Consider the following 19,831-nt stretch of genomic DNA (forward strand, 5'->3'; position numbering starts at 1 on the left):
CGGCGGAATCGGAAACACGAAGCGAACGCAATCAGCCCCAGCGCCGCATCGCCTGGTCATCCTGCGCCTTCGCCTCGACCCAGCCGGATACGCCGTCGTGGCGGATCTCCTTCTTCCAGAACGGTGCGTGGGTCTTCAGGAAGTCCATCAGGAATTCGCACGCGTCGAACGCGGCCCCGCGATGCGCGGCGGCCACCACGACCAGCACGACCGCCTGGCCGAGCGGAATGCGCCCGACGCGATGCACGATCCTGATCGTTTCGAGCTGCCAGCGCGCGCTGGCTTCCTCGACGATGCTCCATAGCGCCTGTTCGGTCATCGTCGGATAGTGCTCGACCTCGAGCGCGATCACGTCATCGACGTCGCCTTCGTTGCGCACGACGCCGAGGAAATTCACGACCGCGCCGACATTCGGATTGCGAACGATCGGCGCGAGCTCGGCGCCGGCATCGATCGACGCATACTGCACGCGCACTTCGAAGCCCGCGGCAATCGACGGTGGCGGTTCGGGATGCGGGTCGGTCGCGTTGTCGGGAGCGGTGCTGCCCGCGTGCAACGGATCGTCCGGCAGCCCGGCACGGGATTCGGTGAAGCTCGTCATGACGATTCTCCTGTAGGCGGTGCGTCCTGGGTCGCGCGGCGGCCCGTCAGCCGCCGACCAGCGACATGCGCACGGTCGGATAGGTCTTGCCCGGCGCACGGGCAGGCCGTGCGGCCCGGCGCTCGGAATAGCGGTCGTCGCGGTGCGTCCAGCGATCGCGCACGGCGGCGGCGAGGTCGGCGGTCGACGCGGCGTCGTCGAGCCACGGCCGCAGGTCGGTGCCTTGCGTCGCGAACAGGCACGTATAGAGCTGCCCGTCGGCCGACACGCGGGCGCGCGAGCAGGTGCCGCAGAACGGATGCGACACGCTCGCGATGAAGCCGACTTCGCCCGCGCCGTCGATGTGCGCGCAACGGATCGCGGTCGCGTCGTGCCCCGGTTCGCCGATGAGCACGAGCGGATAGTGTTCGTCGATCAGTTCGCGCATCCGCGCGGCCGTCACGACCTTGTCGCCGGACCAGAAGCTCGCGCCGCCGACGTCCATGTATTCGATGAAGCGCACGGCCACGCCGGAATGCCGGAAGTGCCGCACGAGCGGCAGGATCTGGTCGTCGTTCGCGCCGCGCTCGATCACCGCGTTGACCTTGACCGGCGCGAGCCCGGCCGCCTGCGCGGCTTCGATGCCGGCCAGCACGCGCGACACGGGCACGTCGGTGTCGCTCATCCGGCGGAACACCGCGTCGTCGAGCGCATCGAGGCTGACCGTCACACGCGACAGGCCCGCGTCGCGCAGCGTGCGCGCCTTCGCGGCCAGCAGCGAGCCGTTGGTCGTCAGCGCGATCTCGACGGGCTTGCCGTCGACGGTCGTCAGCGCGGCGAGGCGTTCGATCAGTGCTTCGAGGTTGCGGCGGAGCAGCGGCTCGCCGCCCGTGATGCGGATCTTTTCGACGCCGAGCGACGTGAACGCACGGGCGATCTTTTCGAGTTGCGCGAACGACAGCCGCTCGGACGACGGCATGAACGCATAGTCGGTGCCGAAGCTTTCGCGCGGCATGCAGTAGCCGCAGCGGAAATTGCATTGATCGATCACGGACAGGCGCAGGTCGCGCAGCGGGCGCCCGAGCGTGTCGGACGTGCGGGGGAAAGCGCCGGGCGATGCGCCGCCGGACAGTGCGGCAGCGGCCGGCGCGGCGGAAACGATGGCATTCACGATCGGTTCGTCGGCCTGCAAGAAGTAAGCGGTGGGGCGTCGCCGGTCGGCCGTGCGTGTGCGGATGAGCAGGCGCACGGCGCGTGACGAGCCTCATCGTGAGGATAGTCCGCCGGGTTTTCACGGCAGGGACACAATCGTGCCCGAATTGCAGGAATACAGTTCGCCGGGCGGCCGGCGTGGCCGGCGCGGCGGCGAATGCCGTGAATCGGGCGGGTGAGCGGCGTCGCGCTCATGCGAGCCAGTGCGCGAATTCGTAATACGGTACCGCGTCGCCGCATGCGATGCGCTGCCCGGCCGGCAGCCGGGCCAGCCCGCTCGCCTGCACGAGCGATTGCAGCGTGCCGGCGCCTTGCTGGCGCAGCGTGTCGAGCACGGGCGTGCCGTCGAGGCCGACGGTGCAGTGCACGCGCACGAAGCGTTCGCGCTGCGCGTCCGGTTCGAAGTCGGCGTCGATCGGCAGCGACGGCACGATCGGCACGCGTGCGTGGCGCCCCTGCAGGCGGCGGATCAGCGGCGCGACGAACAGCGCGAACGCGGTCATCGCGGCCCCCGGATTGCCGGGCAGCAACACCACCGGCTGCGTGTCGAGACGGGCAAGTGCAACCGGCTTGCCCGGCTTCATGCGCACGCCGGCGACGATGAACGACGCGCCGAGCGCGTCCAGCGCGGGGCGCAGCAGATCCTTGTCGCCGACCGACGCGCCACCGACGCAGATCACCAGGTCGCAACCCGCGTGCAGATCGCGCAGCGCGCGATCGACGGCGGCCGCGGTGTCGGCTGCATGCAGGCACATCGCGGCCTCGGCACCGGTTCCCGAGACCAGCGCGGCGAGCATCGGCGCATTGCTGTTGTAAATCTGTTGCGGCGAACGCGGCTGCCCGCACGCGACGAGCTCGTCGCCGGTCGTCAGGATGCCGACGCGCAGCGCCGGGCGCACGTCGACGTGCGCGAACCCCTGCGCGGCGGCCACGCCGACATGCATCGGGCCCATGCGCACGCCGGCCGGCACGAGCAGGTCGCCGGCGCGCACTTCCTCGCCCTGGCGGCGGATGTGCGAGCCGCTGCGCTGCGGCACGTCGAACGCGACCCAGCCGTCCTGCTCGCGTGCGTGCTCCTGCATCACGACGGTGTCCGCGCCGGGCGGAATCACGCTGCCGGTGAAGATCCGCGCGGCCGTGCGCGGGGCCAGCGGCGCCGGCGTGTCGCCCGCATAGCAGCGCTGCGCGACGTGCAGCGGCTCGCCGTGCGCGAGATCCGCGTGACGCACGGCGTAGCCGTCCATCGCGCTCTGGTCGGCCGGCGGCTGGTCGAGCACGGCGGTGAGCGGCGCGGCCAGCACGTGGCCGGCGGCTTCCGCGACCGGGAGGGACGTGGTGGTGCCGAGCGGCGCGAACGCACTGGCGAAATGCTGCTGCGCGGTATCGAAATCGGTCAGGGGTTTCATCAGGAGAGCGCCGGATGCGCTTGAGCAAGCGCCGGTTGATCGGGGTGAGAGGGCTGAGCGGCGTCGGGCGACACGTACTCGACGAAGCCGTCGTTGCGGCAGAAGCCGACCAGCCTGACGCCGGCTTCGCGGGCGACGTCGATCGCGAGCGAGGTCGGCGCCGAGATCGTCGCGATCATCGGGATACCGACCCGCGCGGCCTTGCGCACCAGTTCGTAGCTTGCGCGGCTCGACAGGAACACGAAGCCGTCGTGCCGGTCGGCGCGGCGCCGCGCGAGCCGGCCGATCAGCTTGTCGAGCGCGTTGTGGCGGCCGACGTCCTCGAACACGTCGAGCACGTCGCCGTCGCGGTTGCACCACGCGGCCGCATGGATGCCGCCCGTCTCGCGCATCAGCGTCTGGTGGGCCGGCAACGCGCGCGCGGCACGTTCGATCGCCGCCGCGCCGATACCGGCGGCCATGCCGGCGGCGGCGATGCGCGGCGGGTGCAGGTCGAGCTGCGCGATGCTTTCGATTCCGCAGACGCCGCAGCCGGTGCGGCCGGCCAGCGCGCGCCGGTGCGCCTTCATTGCCATGAACGCCTGCTGCGACACGGTCAGCCGCACTTCGGCGCTGCCGGCCCGGCATTCGCTTTCGATGTCGAAAACGTCCGATGCGCGCTCAACGATGCCTTCGCTCAGCGCGAAGCCGAGGCCGAACACGTCGAGGTCGATCGGGGTCGCCATCATGACCGTGTGCGCAATGTCGTTGAACACGAGTGCAACCGGCGTTTCCTCGACGACGCGGTCGACGGTGTCGCGCGCGTCGCCGGCACGGTGACGCGTCACATGACACGCGGTGCTGCCGGTCGGATCGTCGCGGCGGATGCAGGACTCCATGCGGTTTGCTCCAGGCGGATCGGCCGGCGGGCCGGCCGGGTCGGGCGCGGGCGCCGGACCAGGGGAATCGGGAGGCTGCCGGGCGGGCGGCCGAGAGGGCGCGCCGTCGCTTCGGGCAGGCGTTCATGGGATGTTAAGGGGGATGACAGGCACACCGGAGGCACAGCGCCGCAACGCGGAAAGCAGTACAGCTGACCATCCCGCAGGCACGAAATGTGTTTTCCGTGCACACATCTTCGGCGGCGTAAGCAGCACAGTTTCAACGCACGTTCGAACGATTGCGAGTATCGTTGCAAACGCGATATCGTCATTCACGCTTCGATGCCATGCGAGTGACCGTTTGTCCTCGCATGTGTTCTCGCCAAGCCGTCGCGCGATTTCCTGCTTCGAGCGTACGTCCTCACAACCACGAGCAAATTACGGTCATGGAAATCTTCGATGCGTTCCATCTCGCCCGATTGCAATTCGCATTCACGGTGTCGTTCCACATCGTGTTTCCCGCGATCAGCATCGGTATGGCGAGCTTCCTGGCAGTGCTGGAATGGCGCTACCTCGTCACCGGCGATGCCGCCTACAAATCCATGTTCCAGTTCTGGTCGAAGATCTTCGCGATCGGCTTCGGGATGGGCGTGGTCTCCGGCGTCGTGATGGCGTACGAGTTCGGCACCAACTGGGCCGGCTTCTCGCGCGTCGCGGGCAACATCACGGGCCCGCTCCTCACGTATGAAGTGCTGACGGCATTCTTCCTCGAAGCCGGCTTCCTCGGCGTGATGCTGTTCGGCTGGCAGCGCGTGAGCCCCCGCGCACACTTCTTCGCGACGCTGATGGTCGCGGTCGGCACGCTGATCTCGACGTTCTGGATCCTCGCGTCGAACAGCTTCATGCAGACGCCGCAGGGCTACAAGATCGAGAACGGCCTCGTCGTGCCGGTCGACTGGTTCAAGGTCGTCTTCAACCCGTCGTTCCCGTACCGGCTCGTGCACATGACGATCGCGGCGTTCATCGTCGCGGGCTTCATCGTCGCCGCGTGCGGCGCGTGGCACCTGCTCAAGGGGCGCCGCGACGAGCCGGTGAAGCGCAGCTTCTCGATGGCGCTGTGGATGCTGCTGATCCTCGCGCCGATCCAGATCGTCGTTGGCGACGCGCACGGGCTGAACACGCGCGAATACCAGCCGGCGAAGATCGCGGCGATCGAGGGGCTGTGGGAAACCGAGAAGGGCGGTACCGCGCTGAACCTCGTCGGGCTGCCCGACATGCAGGCCGAAACCACGCGCTATGCGATCCAGGTGCCGCACCTCGGCAGCCTGATCCTCACGCACAGCTGGGACGGCGAGATTCGCGGGCTGAAGGAATTCCCGCCGCAGGACCGCCCGTATTCACCGATCATCTTCTGGACGTTCCGGATCATGGCCGGCCTCGGGATGCTGATGCTGCTGACCGCCGTGCTCGGGCTGCTGCTGAGAAAGGGCGGGCGCCTGTATGAAACGCGCTGGTTCCAGTGGTTCGTCGTATGCATGGGGCCGTCGGGCATCCTCGCGCTGCTGGCCGGCTGGATCACGACCGAGGTCGGGCGTCAGCCGTGGACCGTGTACGGCGTGCTGCGCACCATCGATTCGGTTGCGCCGCTGAGCGCGCAGCAGGTCGGCGTGTCGCTGCTGGTCTTCGTGGTCGTGTACTTCCTGGTATTCGGAACGGGGATCTACTACATGTTGAAACTGATGAAGCACGGGCCGGCGGCCCAGGCCGGCTACATCGAGCTGCACCGGCATCCGGGGCTGCGCAAGAGCGCGCTGTCCACGCCGCTGAACGTCACCGAGGCGGAGTAACCATGCACATCGATCTTCCTGTCATTTGGGCCGCGATCATCGGCCTCGGCGTATTCATCTACGTGATGCTGGACGGCTTCGATCTCGGTATCGGCCTGCTGTTTCCGTTCTTCGATGCGAAGGCCGAGCGCCAGGTGATGCTCGACACCGTCGCGCCGGTGTGGGACGGCAACGAGACGTTCCTGGTGCTCGGCGGCGCGGGACTCTACGGCGCGTTCCCGGTCGTGTATTCGACGCTGCTGCCGGCGAACTACCTGCCGCTGGTGCTGATGCTGGTCGGGCTGATCTTCCGCGGTGCGGCGTTCGAGCTGCGCGCGAAAGCCACGCGCACGCAACACATGTGGGATCTCGCGTTCATCGGCGGCTCGGCGCTGGCCGCGTTCTGCCAGGGGATCGTGCTCGGTTCGCTGCTGCAGGGCATCAAGATCGAGAACAACCAGTTCGCGGGCGGGCCGTTCGACTGGCTGTCGCCGTTCAGCCTGCTGTGCGGGATCGGCGTGCTCGTCACGTATGCGGCGCTCGGCTGCGGCTGGCTGATCCTGAAGGTCGACGGCGAACTGCAGCGCAAGATGCGGTTGCTGATGAAGCCGCTCGCGGGCGTGCTGCTCGCCGTGATGGGCGTGGTCAGCCTGTGGACCGTGATCGGGCTGCCGGCCGTCGCGCATCGCTGGTTCGGCAGCGGCAACCTCGGCTGGTTCCTGCCGGTGCCGGTGCTCGTCGTCGCGTGCGTGTGGGGCATCTTCCACACGGTGAAACGCGAGCACGAGGCCACGCCGTTCCTGCTGACGCTCGCGCTCGTGTTCCTCGGCTACACGGGGCTCGTGATCAGCATCTGGCCGAACATCGTGCCGCCGTCGCTGTCGATCTGGGACGCTTCGTCGAGCCACTCGAGCCAGCTGTTCGCGCTCGTCGGCACCGTGATCGTGCTGCCGATCATCCTCGTGTACAACGCGATGCAGTACCGCGTGTTCCGAGGCAAGGTGCGCGAGGGCGATATCGGTTATCACTGAACGCCGCATGATGTGACGGGCGTGGCGGGCGCGGGCGTATCATCACGCGCAGCGCGTGGCCCGGCCCGGCCTTCACCCGACAGCGGCCCGCCACGCGCGGGCCGTTGCGCATCGGGCGCCGGCGCGCGTTTGATGCATTCCCTGCAGTCGAGAAAACACCATGATCGTCCGACCACAACAAAACTGGCTCAGGATGCTGTTCGTCTGGAACGGCTCCGTGCTGCAATCGATCATTCCGCAGCTCGTGTTCATGGCGGTCGTCAGCACGCTGGCGGTCTTCACGAACGGGCGCATCTTCGGCGAGAAGATCCCCCTCAACACCGCGCCGTTCACGCTGTTCGGGCTCGCGCTCGCGATCTTTCTCGGGTTTCGCAACAGCGCGAGCTTCGAGCGCTTCAAGGAGGCGCGGCATCTGTGGGGCAACCTGCTGATCGCGGCGCGTACGCTGACGTCGCAGTTCAATCGCTACCTGCCCGACAGCGTGAGCGACGCCGAGCGCCACCGGCTCGCCGACCTGCTGATCGCGCTCACTTATGCGCTCAAGCATCAGCTTCGTCATACCGATCCGACCGCGGACCTGCAGCGCATTCTCGGTGCGGAACGCACGGCCGAGCTGGGCGGCAAATGCTTCAAGCCCGTCGCGATCCTCGACGAGTTGCGCGGCAGCATCGTCCGCGCGCTGGGCCGTGCGCCCGGCAGCGACGCGACCTGCTGGATGTTCGAGGCGCAGCTCGACGAGGTCGGCAAATCGGTCGGTGGTTGCGAACGCATCCTGTCGACGCCGATTCCGTTCTCGTACAGCGTGCTGCTGCATCGCACCGTGTACGCCTATTGCGTGCTGCTGCCGTTCGGCCTCGTCGATTCGACGGAGTTCTTCACGCCGCTGATCTGCGTGTTCATCTCGTACACGCTGATCGCGCTCGAAGCGATCGCGAGCGAGGTGGCCGAGCCGTTCGGCCTCGCGCCGAATGCGCTGGCGCTCGATGCGATGACGCGCACGATCGAGCGGTCGGTGCTCGAACTGGGCGACCGCCCGCTGCCGGAGGAATTCGTGCCGGCGTCGACGTACCAGATCACGTAAGCAAGGGCGCGCAAGCGCGAAAGGGGGGCATCGCGTCGGGCGCTAGAATGGCGCTTGCCTGTTCTTCGGACCTGACGCGATGACCCTCGTCGACACCTATCTCGGCGGCCTGCGCGCCGCGCTTCCCGACACCGACAACGCGGCGCTTGCCGCTGCAACGGGCGCGACGCCCGCGCAGCTCGACGCGTTGCGCGCCGCGTATCCGCAGTGCCCGGCCAGCCTGCTCGAACTGCTCGGCAAGCTCGACGGGACCTACTGGCGCGACTACGGCGGCACGACGGTCCACGTGCGGGTGCTGGGCTCCGACGTCTACGAATACCCGTACTACCTGCTGTCGGCCGGGCAGATGCTCGAGGAAGCGACGAAGTACACCGACAGCATCGCGCAGATCTATGGCGACGATGCGAACGACGACGGCGAACTCGTCGACCCGCGCATCGACATCGCGCTGCCGATGAACCGGCGGCTGTGCTTCTCGCACTGCATGAACAACGGCGGCACGTCCCAGCTCTACATCGATTTCGAGCCGGCGCCGGGCGGCAACGTCGGGCAGGTCGTGCGTTTCCTGCACGATCCCGACAGCTACGCGGTGATCGCCGACGACTTCGACGGCTACCTGCGCAAGCTGATCGACGACGGTTATGCGTTTGTCATCGATTTCGACGAAGAATAGTGGCGGGGCGGTGGCTGCCGCGACAGGAGAGATTGACATGCGAATCTACGTGACGAGTATCTTCGTCGACGACCAGGACGAGGCGTTGACGTTCTATACCGACAAGCTCGGGTTCAAGCTGAAGAACAACGTGCCGGTGGGCGAGTACCGCTGGCTGACGGTGGTGTCGAAAGACCAGCCGGACGGCACCGAGCTGCTGCTCGAGCCGAGCAACCATCGCGCGGTCGGGCCTTACAAGCAGGCGCTGTACGAGGACGGCATTCCGGCGGCATCGTTCCAGGTCGACGATCTCGATGCGGAGTTTGCACGGCTCACGGATCTCGGTGTGCGCTTCACGCTGGAGCCGATGGATGCCGGGCCCGTGCGCGTCGCGATCATTGACGATACGTGCGGGAACCTGATTCAACTGATGCAGATGAAGTGACGCAACGCGCCGGTCGCAGGGCGCTCAACGCACCGCGACCGGCGGCGCATCGAGCATCCAGCTGCACCCGTCGGCGCGGACGACATCGCCCGTGACGGTGCCGGGTGTTCACGTATCGCCCACGGACGGTAGGGGGACTTCCATGAAAAATGCCGTGCTCGGGTAGACTCGTGTGCCCTTCGACGGAGGAGATGCGATGCAATTGCTTGATCACGTTTCAATCAGCGTGCCGGATATCGACCTGGCGCGCCCGTTCTACGATGCCATCATGGCCGCGCTGGGCGCAGCCAAGGTCTATGACCGGCCGACCGCGCTCGGCTATGGCGAACGCTGCAGTGCGAACGACACCGCATCGACGTTTCTGGCGGTCTATCTGGATCCCGCTGAAATCGGCGCGAGCAAGCGGCACTGGTGTTTCAAGGCCGCGAGCCGCGAGCAGGTGGAGGCGTTTTTCGAAGCCGGCCTGGCGACGGGCGGGCAGTCCGACGGCGAGCCCGGCTTGCGGCCGCAGTACCACGGCGATTACTACGGCGCGTTTCTCGTCGACCCGGCCGGCAATCGGGTCGAGGCGGTGTGCCACGTGTCCGTGCCGGTGCATGCATCGTGATGAAGGTGCGGTTCACTCGACGCTCGCTCGCGCGCGTGACGCGGTGAACGCCACGCGCCGGCCCGATACCGGCCGGCGCGCCATGCGCGTTCGCGCGCACGCTGCCTGCGTCGCTCAATCGAAGTAGTTCAGCCCCATCGCGCCCTTCACCTCGGCGAGCGTCGCGCCGGCCACGTCCCGTGCGTGCGTCGTGCCGCGCTTCAGGATCGCCATCACCTCGGCCTTGTCGGCCTCGAATTCGCGACGGCGCGCGCGGATCGGCTCGATCAACGCCTGCAGCCGCTCGTTCAGCACGCGCTTGACGACGCTGTCGCCGAGTCCGCCGCGACGGTAGTGCGCCTTCAACTCGTCGACCTTCTGCACGTCGGGCTCGAACGCATCGAGGAACGTGAACACGACGTTGCCCTCGACCTGGCCGGGATCGCTCACGCGCAGGTGGTTCGGGTCCGTGTACATGTCCTTCACGGCCTGCGTGATCTCGTCCGGTGTCGAGCCGAGCGTGATCGCGTTGCCGAGCGACTTGCTCATCTTCGCCTTGCCGTCGATCCCCGGCAGCCGCGTGACCGCCGACAGCACGGCCTCGCATTCGACCAGCACCGGCTGCTCGACGGTCGCGTTGAAGCGGCGCACGAGTTCGTTGGTCTGCTCGATCATCGGCAGTTGATCGTCGCCGACCGGCACGTGCGTCGCCTTGAACGCGGTGATGTCGGCCGCCTGGCTCACCGGGTAGGTCAGGAAGCCGGCCGGGATGTCACGCTCGAAACCGCGCAGGCGAATCTCTTCCTTGATGGTCGGATTGCGTTCGAGGCGCGCGACCGTGACGAGGTTCAGCAGGTATTGCGACAGTTCGGCGAGCTCGGGCACCTGCGACTGCACGACGATCGTCGAGATCGCCGGATCGATGCCGACCGCGAGATAGTCGAGCGCGACTTCGATCACGTTCTCGGTGACGCGCTGGCGGCGGCCCATGTTGTCGGTCAGCGCCTGCGTGTCGGCGAGCAGCAGGAACTGCTTCGCTTCGTGCTGCATCTGCACGCGGGCGCGCAGCGAGCCGATGTAGTGGCCGAGGTGCAGCGGGCCGGTCGTGCGGTCGCCGGTGAGGATGGTCGGTCGGGTCTGGGTCATGTTGGTCGTTGCTCCGGGTTATCGAAGCCGCCAGCCATGGTGTCTGCGCAGAAACGCAAATGCCGCCATCGCTGGCGGCATCACGTTTGGGACATGCAAAAGGAAACGGGCCGCCTGGGTCAGGCGCGCCACCAGCAATGCACGTTCGGCGAGGCAGGTCGGGTTTCCATTGCGTGAGTATAGCGTAGTGCGGGGAGGGGGTGCCGCGTCAGCGGATGACCGACTCCATCGCGAGGTACGCGGTTTCGGCCGACGGCCACAGCAGGTACAGCAGGCCGGCCATCAGCAGCAGTGCGCCGGCGCGCGCCAGCGACGTGCGGTCTTTCTCGCGCGGAGGGCGGGTGGACGGATTCGACTTCTTCATGCTTGCTGGCGCACGAGGCGCCACTCCAACGGTTGCTGCAACGGGTCGCGCGGGGCGACGCCGGGGTGTTGCGGGTTTCACGGGGGCTGGGGTGCGGTTCAGTGCACCGATGCGCGAGGACGGGGTGAGCCGGCCGCGCGGCATCAAAAAAAGGGACGGTTGAATGTCCGGCTGCCGTCGATACCGAGGCGACGTGCATCCTACCAAATCATCGGCACGGGCACAGTCAAGAATTATCGGGGACGGGTGTGGCGTGATCCCGACAATGTCATTCACGCACGGCGCCCGATTTCACGGACCCGTCTCCCGGTTCGTCCCTACAGCGGTCCTGCCGAACTTTCCGGCGAGGCCGTCGCACGTCCATTCCCGGGAGAACACCATGCAATATCCATTGCCGCCTGCCGGCCGGCGCGCCTCGGCGCCGCGTCCGTCCGCCCCCCGACCGCACGCACCGGCGCCGCGGGCGGACATCGAGGAGAGGTAAGCCATGAGCCACGACGCACTCGACCCGCTGCTGCGGCAGTTCGCGGAGAAGCGATTGGGGCGGCCCCTCGCGCCGGCCGAAGAACAGGTGCTGCTGGAGCAACTGCCGAGCAGGAACGGGAACCCGTCAGCGCCGGGTACCGGCACGGCCGCGCCGGCGCCTGCCGCGAACCGGCCGTTGCCGCAGTTGAAAACCCGGCAGGAGGCGCGCGAACAGGTCAAGCATTTCCTGCAGCTCAACCAGCAGAAGGCGTACGAGAAGATGCGCGGCATCCTGCAGACGATCGACGCACAGAACGAGACGACCCTCGGCATGCTGGCGTCGGAACAGCGGAAAGTGTCGGGCGTACTCGACGCGCACGAGCCGCCGGGCGACGCGCAGGCATCCGGCGCGGCCGAGATCCAGGACAGCACCCGCGAGGCGCTGGCGATGATCGGCGAACAGTTGACGGGCCTGATCCGGCAGGAAATCGACGCATGCTTTCGGCAATACGTCGATGCGCTCGCCGAACGGCTCATCGCCCGGCTCGACGCGATGGAGGCGCGGTCGCGAAATGCCGACGCCGCGCCGGTCGAATCGTCCGAACCGACGACTGTCGTCGCCACCGCCGTTCACGATCCCTCCGGCCACGCGTCCATGGAGTAGCACGCGGGGGATTCGGCAGAAAGCAAAACCGGCCGGCCCCCGATGTGCGATCTCTCAACTACGTGAACCAAGGAGCAACAAATGACTGATACGTGCCAAGTGTGCCAGGTCAATCCCGCGATTACCGATGCGGTCACACAGGTCAACGTCAAGGTGGTCGCGGAAGCGCCGGCAATGGCGATGGGCTCGCTGTACCAGGCCCAGAGCCATTCGCTCAGCATCCTGTTCGAGAACGCGGTGCAGCAGCAGTCGCAGGCCGCGATCCAGTCGCAGACGTCGACGAACGTGGGGACGATGCAGCTCTATACGATCGGGCCGGAAAGCGCGGGCGCGGCCGCCACGGAAATCGGCGCGAACGGGATCATCTCCATTCTGGCCGACGTGATCGCGATCGGGAAGGCAGTCAAGGGCTGACGCGCCATCGCAACGCCGTGGTCGAGCAGCGGCGCAAGCGGCGCGAGCCGCCGATGCCGCCGCCGCGCCACGGAGCCGCAGCATGGCCGCCGGCGCCTGGACAGCGGTGCCGCGCGGTGTTCCGGAGTAACCGACAGAACGGGCAGAGCCGATTCGATGCGGTGCCTGTTCGAGAACCTGGAGAAATATGATGGCAACTGACACAACCGACCCGACGGACCCGAAGGACCCGAAAGATCCCTGCAACTGCAAGACGTGCGCGGTGAACGCCGCGATCACCGACGCGGTCACGCAGACCAACGTCAAGGTGGTCGGCGAAGCGCCGGCGATGGCGACGGGCTCGTTGTACCAGGCCCAGAGCCATTCGCTCAGCGTGCTGTTCGAGAACGCGGTGCAGCAGCAGTCGCAGTCGGCAGTACAGCTGCCGACCTCGACGAACGTGGGCACGATGCAGCTGTACACGCTCGGGCCGGCGAGCGCGGGCGCCGCCGCGACGGAAATCGGCTCGAACGGCGTGCTGTCCGTGCTGGCCGACGTCCTCGCGATCGGCAAGGCGCTCGCCTGACGCGCAGCCTGGCGTCGACGCCGGGCGGCGGCCCCGATCGGTGGCTGCCGCCCGGCGCCCGATGCCGTGCCGGCGTTCGCGACGTATCGACGGCCCCATGCGGCGCGCGTCGCCGGCCGACCCTTTCATGCTTTCGCCGTGACTGCACCGCAGCGGCGAGCCAACCAGGAGCAACGACATGCCGGAACAGGTTTCCGCCGCGGTGACCGATGCGGTCACGCAAGCCAACGTCAAGGTGGTGGGCGAGGCGCCCGCCGTGGCCTTGGGCACGCTCATGCAATCGAACAGCCATGCATCCGCGATCCTGCTGCACAACGCGGTGCAGATGCAGGCGAACCAGGCGATGTCCAATCTCGCCGCGACGACCGTCGGCGTCATGCAGCTCTATGCCGGCTCGCCGGCCGCCGCCGCTGGCGCCGCGCGGTCTGCGAACGACAGCTTTGCATCGCAACTGGCCGCCGTCGCGCAGTTGATGAACGCGATCGGCCACTGGCGCGGCTGATTCTCTCCGCGCGCCGCCCGACGCGGCGCCCGCGATTCCCTCGCGCCGCGGCACCGCACGATGCGCGTGCGTGCCCGGCCGTCAATTGGCGTCGACGATGGTCCGGAGCTGCTCCGGCTTCTTGATCGTCACGCCGTGTTCGTGAAGCCGGATCAGCCCGTCGCGCTGCATCTTCTGCAGGCTGCTGTTCAGTCGCGGCCGGCTGACGTTGAGCATCGCTGCGAGGACGCTCTGGTTCTCCGGCAGCGGCACCTCGAGATCATTCCCTTGCATGCGGTTCAGCAGATGGCGCGCGAGCCTGGCATCGAGCCGGTACAGGCATGCCGACTCGACGAAGTCGCTCAGCTGGTGGATATGCCGGCACAGCTGCTCGTGGATGCGCCCCATGAATTCCGGGTTGGCCAGCAGCGGTGCGAAGTACTGGCGATGCAGCAGCGAAATGCGGCAGTCGGCGCTCAACTGGGCGGTGAAGGGGCGCCGGTGCGCGCGAATCAGCGTGTTCTCGCCGATGAGTTCGCCCGGCATCGAGTGGCCGAGAATGATCTCGCGCCCCCCGGGTTCGTGCAGCGTCTTGTAGACGTGTCCGCGGTGCACGAAGGCGACGAAGTCTCCCGGATCACCCTTGAAGAACAACAGGCGATTGCCGTGTTCGGGCCACGGCGTGACATGCCGCTCGATATGCGCGATCAGGCTTTCCGGAAGGTCGGTGAGTATCGGTATATTGCGCAGCGTTTGAGCATTAGCAAGGGCAGGCATGTTTTCCGCGCGAGGTTGTTTGACGATACGGCCACCTAGCGAAAAACGCTGCCTTCGGCATGACGTGAAAAATGAATGATGAAAGGTTCGAGATAATCGGCAAGCAATCCGGACAGGGCGGCATTTTGGCGGCAACGGCGCCTGGTCGATCGACATGGGGAGCTGCGTGCGGGCGCATGAACCCTTCGCGGCGGCCGTCGTTCTGTTTCATCGCAATGCCGTTATTCAGGCCCGGCGACGCACCTGAAACAACGGATCGGGCCATGCCGGAGAATTGAAATTTCCGTTCATAATAATCAAGAAAATTTACCGAACCCGATTATCGTTATAACGGTGTTACACGGGTAACAGCGCCCTTCGCGGTGTCGAATCGATTCTGTGTTTTCCATAAAAACGGGAAGGCACGGGATGACAACCTCGAACCAGCACGCTGCGCCGACGCCCGAGTCTCCGGCGCAGCAACTCGATCGCACGTGGCGGGAAATGCAGGGGAAATTGCGGCGCCGCGCTCGCCTGTTGTGCAAGGGCGATATTCACCGCGCCGACGAACTGCTTTCCGATACCGCACTCAAGGTCCACATTTACCTGCAGCGCTCGCCCGAGCGCGTTCAGAACCTGGCCGGCTTTCTCTTTCTGGTGCTGAACCACGCATTCCTCGATGGCGCACGGCGCCGGCTGCGCGAAAGCGGCATGCTCGAATTCGACCCGGGCTGGGACGACGATCACACCGTCGAGCTGGCCGGCCACGCGCCGTCGGTGGAGCAGCAAATGCTGTTTCGACAGCAGTTGCTGCGCCTCCAGCAGGCGCTGTCCACGCTGCCCCCTCAGCAGCAGATGCTGTTCACGCTCAAGTTCGAGGAGGACCGGCCCTATCTGCACATCGCGGCGACACTCGGGATCAACGAGCCGCTCGCCCGGAAGCGGGTCGAGTTGCTGCGCAAGAAGTTGCGCGAGGAACTCGCGTGAACGCGTTCACGAACGCGGGCGCGCAGCGTTCCTAACGGCATGTGCGGCGTCGCTGGCCTGCCGGCCCGTCCGTTCCTTCAATCGCATGCCGGAGCCGGGTTCCGAGGAGGCCTCGTGGCAGACAAAGTCAATGAGCAGATTACCGATGCGGTGACGCAGACCAACGTCAACGTCGTCGCGGGATCCCCGGCCCAGGCGCTGGGCACGCTTTACCAGATGTTCAGCCAGGCCGTCGGCATCTCGGCGCAGAACATGACGCAGCAGCAGGCGGCGTTGAACCAGATTTCGAACGCCGTCGTGTCGAAGGCGGTGGCCATGATCCTGTCCGTCGAAGCGTCGCCGAAGGGCGGATCGGGCGGTGGGGCCGGCGGCATGCCGCAGGTTCCGGCGGCCGGGCCGCAGACGGGCTCCACGCATTAGGACGCGATGACTCTCGGGATACCTGAATCATGAACATGAAAGGTCTTTTGGGCGGACGCGGTGACGGCACGGCGCAGACGCCGGACGATGTCGCGGACACCGCAGCCGAAGCCGAAGCCACGACGCCGGCCGATGTCGCGCCGCACGCCGCGACACCGAAAGCCGGCGCGCGCGCGTGGCCGGTGAACCGGCTGCGCCGCTTGACCGATGCACTGAAGGCACCGGACCAGGTCGCGAATCCGGCCGGGTCCGGCGGCTCGGCGCTGCAGACCGTGCAGGCGATCAACGCGGAGGCGGCGTCCTATGCGACGACGCAGATTGCCGTCGGCCCGAACATGATGATCACGCAGGCGGGCGGCATGGTCGCGCAGGCGGCGGCGAACTACTTCGAGGCGACGACGTCGCTGGCGATCGCGGGCAAGAGCGTGCTGATGAAGGACCTGGCGCAGAAGACCGTCGACGAGAACGTGCGCGGCATGGCGATGGATGCGGTGGGCCTGCTGTTGACCGATCTGTTCGTGGCGACCGCGGCGATCGTCGCGGGTGCCGCGGAAGCGATCGAAGGGGAGGCCGCCAGTGTCGCACTCGACAGGATCGACGAAAGCCTGCAGAAATACCAGGCGCTGCTGGACAAGAAGGGCGCGTAGGGTGCGCCGACGATGCAGCCGCGGGCTGCGCTTGCAGCGTCGACGACGACCCCCGCCGGCTCGCAACGGCAGGCATTGAATCGATGCAGGCGTGATCGTCCGCGTGGCGTGGAAGATCGCGCCGAGGCGGAACGTCGTGAGCCATTGCTTTGCGCACGCCCACCGACGCAGCATCAATCGACACGACCCGCCGGGCCGTCAGGCTCGATGCGGGATGTGAGCGGCGGGACCGACACACGTTCGCTTTCCCGGACACGTCGCGGCCCGCTACCGGCAGTCCTGTCAGTCAAGTGAGGAACCCATGTCCTACATCATTCACAACGTACACGGTCCCGCACCGCTCGCGGTTGGCGAGCGCACCTGGGGCGATGCGACGGAAATCGATTTCGGCGCGATGACGAGTTGCATCGCGCTCGTCGAGCAGGCACCTGCTCAGCCCACGCAGGTGCGCGGCATCCACTTGGCGATCGTCAGCGCCGACGGCACGCGGGTCTACGATCCGGCGGCGGACGTGGCCGGCCAGGTCGAGACGATCATGCAGCAGAGCGGCGATCTGCGTGCATGCCTCGGCCGCATCGACCTCTGGCAAGCCAGCGAGACGCAAGAGTTGCAGGATTTCTTCGTCGGGCTGATGCAGAGCCTCGACATGCTCAATTGGGTGCAAGTGCCGGACGGCAACCTGCGGGTGCGGATCCACGGTGGCGTGATGCAGTATCAGCATGGCAACGGGGCATGGACCAACGTGTAGCCGGCACGATTCGTTGAAGCCGGTGCCCGCTGTGCGGGCGGGCGCCGGGTCGAACGGCTGGGATGCCACCCGCTCGGGATCTCGTCGTTCAGATGTCGCGATGCAGTCTTCCTTGCCCTCCGCGAGTTTTCACCGGTTCCCGCGACGTGAACCGCATTCACCGGAGACGTGAGTTTGCGGCACCGTCACGCAGCTCGACTCACGACGCTCTCCCGGCCGGGAACGATTACACCAGCCAAGCACCTGCCGACGATCGTAAGGTAACCGTCGGCCGATTGCATTAATAAACTCCGTTGCGCACACGTGATTATATGGCGCCGGTTTTTACGATCTCGTCGCAAATGCTCGAGATTATTCATGAAAATAAAACGAGCCAATGGCTGCTTCCGCATTCGAATTTTTTTAATAATTCAGGCTGCCTTTTCCTTGCTAAAAACAGTGGCATCTGCTTTATTTACTCATACCAAATCAGGATAAAACGCTACGGGGTATCTCGGCCACTTCGCCAGGCATGCGTGCCTGGCGAATCGGCATCGATTCACCACGGCATCCCTACGATCTGAAGGCGCAGCCCCTTGTCAGGGGCCGTGCTGTGCCTGTTGCGCGTGTCCACGCCACCCATGGAGGCGATCCGGTGACCACGCGGGCCCGCCTATGGTCCGCCGGTTAATGCTTTCAAAATACCAAACGCTATTTAAATAAAACGAATTCAATTGAACGCGAGTTTGAGTGATTTATGAATTACCTGCTTACGTTCAAAACCTGGCGGTCAAACCGTAACGCTATCCACGAAGGGGACTGGGCACATCATGAATAACGCACCTGGGGTCAGAGTTCGTCCGTCGATCGAATCGTTGCAAGATGAATATCGGAAAGGCAACAAAAAGCCGCTGGAAGACGTGATGCGCGCGTGGAAAGGCATCAAGGCGTTGCCGCCCGACGATCCGAACTCGTTCTTCATGATCGGCGGCTTCCACGGCGAGCCGTTCCGCGGCGCCGGCTGGGGTTCGGCGTCTTACTGGGGCGGCTACTGCAACCACGGCAACGTGCTGTTCCCCACCTGGCACCGCGCTTACCTGCTGCGGCTGGAACAGGCGCTGCAGAGCATCCCCGGTTGCGAGGAGGTGATGCTGCCGTTCTGGGACGAAACCAGCGAAGAGTCGCTGACGAAAGGCATTCCGTGGGCGCTGACCGACCCGCATTTCGAGCTCGACGGCGAAAAGATTCCGAACCCGCTGGCGTCCTTCGCGTTCAACCGGGCGATCACCGACAACATCAACGGCGACAATCCGAACTACAGCAAGCCGCTGCCCTACGTCACGGTTCGCTACCCGTTGTCGGGGCTCGTGGGGACCGACAAGGACCGGGCCGCCACCGAGAAGCACAACGCCAAGTTCCCCCACGCCAAGGAGAACGTCGTCATACTGAACCGCAACATCGTGGACTGGCTCACGTCGTACATCGTCGTGAAGGGCGACGTGGTGCCGACCAACGTGAAGAGCAAGTTCGAGCAGTGCCTGGATGCGCCGAACTACACGGTGTTTTCCAACACGTCGTCCGCGGCCCAGTGGAACGAGAATCTTCCGGACGGCGCGATTCCCGTGGTCCCGCTCGAGTCGCCGCACAACGATATTCACCTTGCCGTCGGCGGGTTCGACGTGCCGCACGGCCCGAACAAGGGCGATTTCTCGCCGATTCCCGGCGCCAACGGCGACATGGGCGAAAACGACACGGCGGGCCTCGACCCGATCTTCTATTTCCACCACTGCTTCATCGATCGCGTGTTCTGGCTGTGGCAGAAGCGGCATGGCTTCACGCAACACCTCGACGTCATCGCCGAGTATCCGGGCACCAACTCCGTCGATGCGCAGGGGCCGACGCCGGGCATCGTCCCCAACTCGTGGCTCACGCTCGACACGCCGCTCGATCCGTTCAAGAAGAGCGAGAACGGCAAGGAGCGCGCCTACACGTCGCTCGACTGCATCAACATCGAGGAACAGCTCGGCTACACGTACGGCCCCGGTTCGCTGGAAGACCTGCCGAAACGCTCGCTCGCGGCGTCGACCGTGCCGGCCGGCAACAGCAGCAAGGTCGTGCGCGTCTCCGGGCTGAATCGTGCGCCGATTGCCGGGTCGTTCCTCGTGTCCGCGTACATCAACGTGGACGGCGAACGGCAACTGCTCGGTTCGGAGGCCGTGCTGAGCCGCTGGAGCGTGCAGTCCTGTGCGAACTGCCAGACGCACCTCGAAGTGAAGGCGTTCTTCCCGCTGAATCACTTCGCCGAAAGCGCGGTGCAGGATGCGCAGTACGACGTCGAAATCCATACGCGCGAGGGCGTACGCCTCCAGACGCAACCCGCGTCACCGCCCGCTTCGCAAGCCGTCGCCGGCGCGGCGCCGCAACCCGTACGGAAACTGTTCCGGCTCGAGGTCCGGTAGCGGCGGAGCGTGACGAACCGGCGCCGTTGCCCGGCGCCGGTTCACCTCGGGACTTCGACA

At 66.2% G+C, this 19,831-nt stretch carries 22 protein-coding genes; 15 read left to right on the forward strand and 7 right to left on the reverse strand.

What is annotated here, in order from left to right; translation table 11 throughout:
- Positions 1–31: 31 nt before the first annotated feature.
- The 4 genes from CFB50_RS37485 to fdhD all read right to left on the reverse strand — a co-directional run bounded on the left by CFB50_RS37485 (position 32) and on the right by fdhD (position 4,076).
- Positions 32–601 (reverse strand): molybdenum cofactor biosynthesis protein MoaE, encoded by a 570-nt coding sequence (locus tag CFB50_RS37485; RefSeq protein ID WP_089449403.1) that lies wholly within the window; start codon positions 599–601, stop codon positions 32–34.
- 46 nt (positions 602–647) lie between these two features.
- The gene (moaA, locus tag CFB50_RS37490; RefSeq protein WP_089449404.1) at positions 648–1,772 is read right to left on the reverse strand and encodes a GTP 3',8-cyclase MoaA; all 1,125 of its coding nucleotides are present in this window, start codon (positions 1,770–1,772) and stop codon (positions 648–650) included.
- 211 nt (positions 1,773–1,983) lie between these two features.
- Positions 1,984–3,198, reverse strand: a complete 1,215-nt coding sequence (locus tag CFB50_RS37500; protein ID WP_089449405.1) for a molybdopterin molybdotransferase MoeA — start codon at positions 3,196–3,198, stop codon at positions 1,984–1,986.
- Positions 3,198–4,076: a formate dehydrogenase accessory sulfurtransferase FdhD gene (fdhD, locus tag CFB50_RS37505; RefSeq protein WP_089449406.1), complete on the reverse strand. Its 879-nt coding sequence runs from the start codon at positions 4,074–4,076 to the stop codon at positions 3,198–3,200. The genes CFB50_RS37500 and fdhD overlap by 1 nt, the downstream gene beginning before the upstream one ends.
- 425 nt (positions 4,077–4,501) lie before the next feature.
- Here fdhD and CFB50_RS37510 point away from each other — a divergent pair, with 425 nt between their 5' ends.
- The 6 genes from CFB50_RS37510 (at position 4,502) to CFB50_RS37535 (ending at position 9,697) form a co-directional block, all read left to right on the forward strand.
- The gene (locus CFB50_RS37510) at positions 4,502–5,902 is read left to right on the forward strand and encodes a cytochrome ubiquinol oxidase subunit I (RefSeq protein ID WP_089449407.1); all 1,401 of its coding nucleotides are present in this window, start codon (positions 4,502–4,504) and stop codon (positions 5,900–5,902) included.
- Between the two features lie 2 nt (positions 5,903–5,904).
- Positions 5,905–6,912, forward strand: coding sequence for a cytochrome d ubiquinol oxidase subunit II (gene cydB / locus CFB50_RS37515; RefSeq protein ID WP_089449408.1), 1,008 nt, complete (start codon positions 5,905–5,907; stop codon positions 6,910–6,912).
- 160 nt (positions 6,913–7,072) lie between these two features.
- On the forward strand, positions 7,073–7,993 hold the full coding sequence (locus CFB50_RS37520; protein ID WP_089449409.1) for a bestrophin family protein: 921 nt from the start codon (positions 7,073–7,075) through the stop codon (positions 7,991–7,993).
- Between the two features lie 79 nt (positions 7,994–8,072).
- Positions 8,073–8,666, forward strand: a complete 594-nt coding sequence (locus CFB50_RS37525; RefSeq protein WP_089449410.1) for an SMI1/KNR4 family protein — start codon at positions 8,073–8,075, stop codon at positions 8,664–8,666.
- A 37-nt stretch (positions 8,667–8,703) separates the two neighbouring features.
- Positions 8,704–9,090 carry a VOC family protein gene (locus tag CFB50_RS37530; RefSeq protein ID WP_089449411.1) on the forward strand — a complete coding sequence of 129 codons (387 nt, stop codon included), beginning with the start codon at positions 8,704–8,706 and terminating at the stop codon, positions 9,088–9,090.
- 196 nt (positions 9,091–9,286) lie between these two features.
- Positions 9,287–9,697, forward strand: a complete 411-nt coding sequence (locus CFB50_RS37535; protein ID WP_089449412.1) for a VOC family protein — start codon at positions 9,287–9,289, stop codon at positions 9,695–9,697.
- 114 nt (positions 9,698–9,811) lie between these two features.
- Here CFB50_RS37535 and trpS read toward each other — a convergent pair whose 3' ends face one another.
- Together trpS and CFB50_RS39785 are read right to left on the reverse strand one after the other, a co-directional pair.
- The gene (trpS, locus tag CFB50_RS37540) at positions 9,812–10,822 is read right to left on the reverse strand and encodes a tryptophan--tRNA ligase (protein WP_089449413.1); all 1,011 of its coding nucleotides are present in this window, start codon (positions 10,820–10,822) and stop codon (positions 9,812–9,814) included.
- Between the two features lie 208 nt (positions 10,823–11,030).
- On the reverse strand, positions 11,031–11,186 hold the full coding sequence (locus CFB50_RS39785; RefSeq protein ID WP_166890929.1) for a hypothetical protein: 156 nt from the start codon (positions 11,184–11,186) through the stop codon (positions 11,031–11,033).
- A 487-nt stretch (positions 11,187–11,673) separates the two neighbouring features.
- On the opposite strand from CFB50_RS39785, the gene CFB50_RS37545 reads away from it, so the two are divergent.
- The 4 genes from CFB50_RS37545 to CFB50_RS37560 all read left to right on the forward strand — a co-directional run bounded on the left by CFB50_RS37545 (position 11,674) and on the right by CFB50_RS37560 (position 13,796).
- Positions 11,674–12,315 (forward strand): hypothetical protein, encoded by a 642-nt coding sequence (locus tag CFB50_RS37545; protein WP_089449414.1) that lies wholly within the window; start codon positions 11,674–11,676, stop codon positions 12,313–12,315.
- An 81-nt stretch (positions 12,316–12,396) separates the two neighbouring features.
- Positions 12,397–12,729, forward strand: coding sequence for a RebB family R body protein (locus CFB50_RS37550; protein ID WP_069249453.1), 333 nt, complete (start codon positions 12,397–12,399; stop codon positions 12,727–12,729).
- Between the two features lie 190 nt (positions 12,730–12,919).
- A complete protein-coding gene (locus CFB50_RS37555; protein ID WP_231937801.1) occupies positions 12,920–13,294 on the forward strand; it encodes a RebB family R body protein in 375 nt (124 codons plus the stop codon).
- Positions 13,295–13,496: 202 nt separating this feature from the next.
- A complete protein-coding gene (locus CFB50_RS37560) occupies positions 13,497–13,796 on the forward strand; it encodes a RebB family R body protein (RefSeq protein WP_231937802.1) in 300 nt (99 codons plus the stop codon).
- Between the two features lie 81 nt (positions 13,797–13,877).
- Here the strand turns inward: CFB50_RS37560 and CFB50_RS37565 are convergent, their stop codons facing one another.
- Positions 13,878–14,708: a Crp/Fnr family transcriptional regulator gene (locus tag CFB50_RS37565; protein WP_256979420.1), complete on the reverse strand. Its 831-nt coding sequence runs from the start codon at positions 14,706–14,708 to the stop codon at positions 13,878–13,880.
- A 252-nt stretch (positions 14,709–14,960) separates the two neighbouring features.
- Between CFB50_RS37565 and CFB50_RS37570 the strand changes: the two genes are divergently transcribed.
- From CFB50_RS37570 to CFB50_RS37590, 5 genes are all read left to right on the forward strand, one after another.
- The gene (locus CFB50_RS37570; RefSeq protein ID WP_069249456.1) at positions 14,961–15,518 is read left to right on the forward strand and encodes an RNA polymerase sigma factor; all 558 of its coding nucleotides are present in this window, start codon (positions 14,961–14,963) and stop codon (positions 15,516–15,518) included.
- Positions 15,519–15,632: 114 nt separating this feature from the next.
- On the forward strand, positions 15,633–15,938 hold the full coding sequence (locus tag CFB50_RS37575; protein WP_089449416.1) for a RebB family R body protein: 306 nt from the start codon (positions 15,633–15,635) through the stop codon (positions 15,936–15,938).
- Between the two features lie 35 nt (positions 15,939–15,973).
- Complete coding sequence (locus CFB50_RS37580) at positions 15,974–16,585, forward strand: hypothetical protein (protein ID WP_240158988.1); 612 nt, start codon at positions 15,974–15,976, stop codon at positions 16,583–16,585.
- A 301-nt stretch (positions 16,586–16,886) separates the two neighbouring features.
- Entirely contained in the window at positions 16,887–17,333 is a 447-nt protein-coding gene (locus CFB50_RS37585) for a hypothetical protein (RefSeq protein ID WP_089449418.1), read from the forward strand.
- A gap of 809 nt (positions 17,334–18,142) precedes the next feature.
- The gene (locus CFB50_RS37590) at positions 18,143–19,771 is read left to right on the forward strand and encodes a tyrosinase family protein (RefSeq protein ID WP_089449419.1); all 1,629 of its coding nucleotides are present in this window, start codon (positions 18,143–18,145) and stop codon (positions 19,769–19,771) included.
- Positions 19,772–19,831: the final 60 nt, after the last annotated feature.

The sequence above is a fragment of the Burkholderia sp. AU33423 genome (assembly GCF_002223135.1).
GTDB classification, from domain to species: domain Bacteria; phylum Pseudomonadota; class Gammaproteobacteria; order Burkholderiales; family Burkholderiaceae; genus Burkholderia; species Burkholderia lata_D.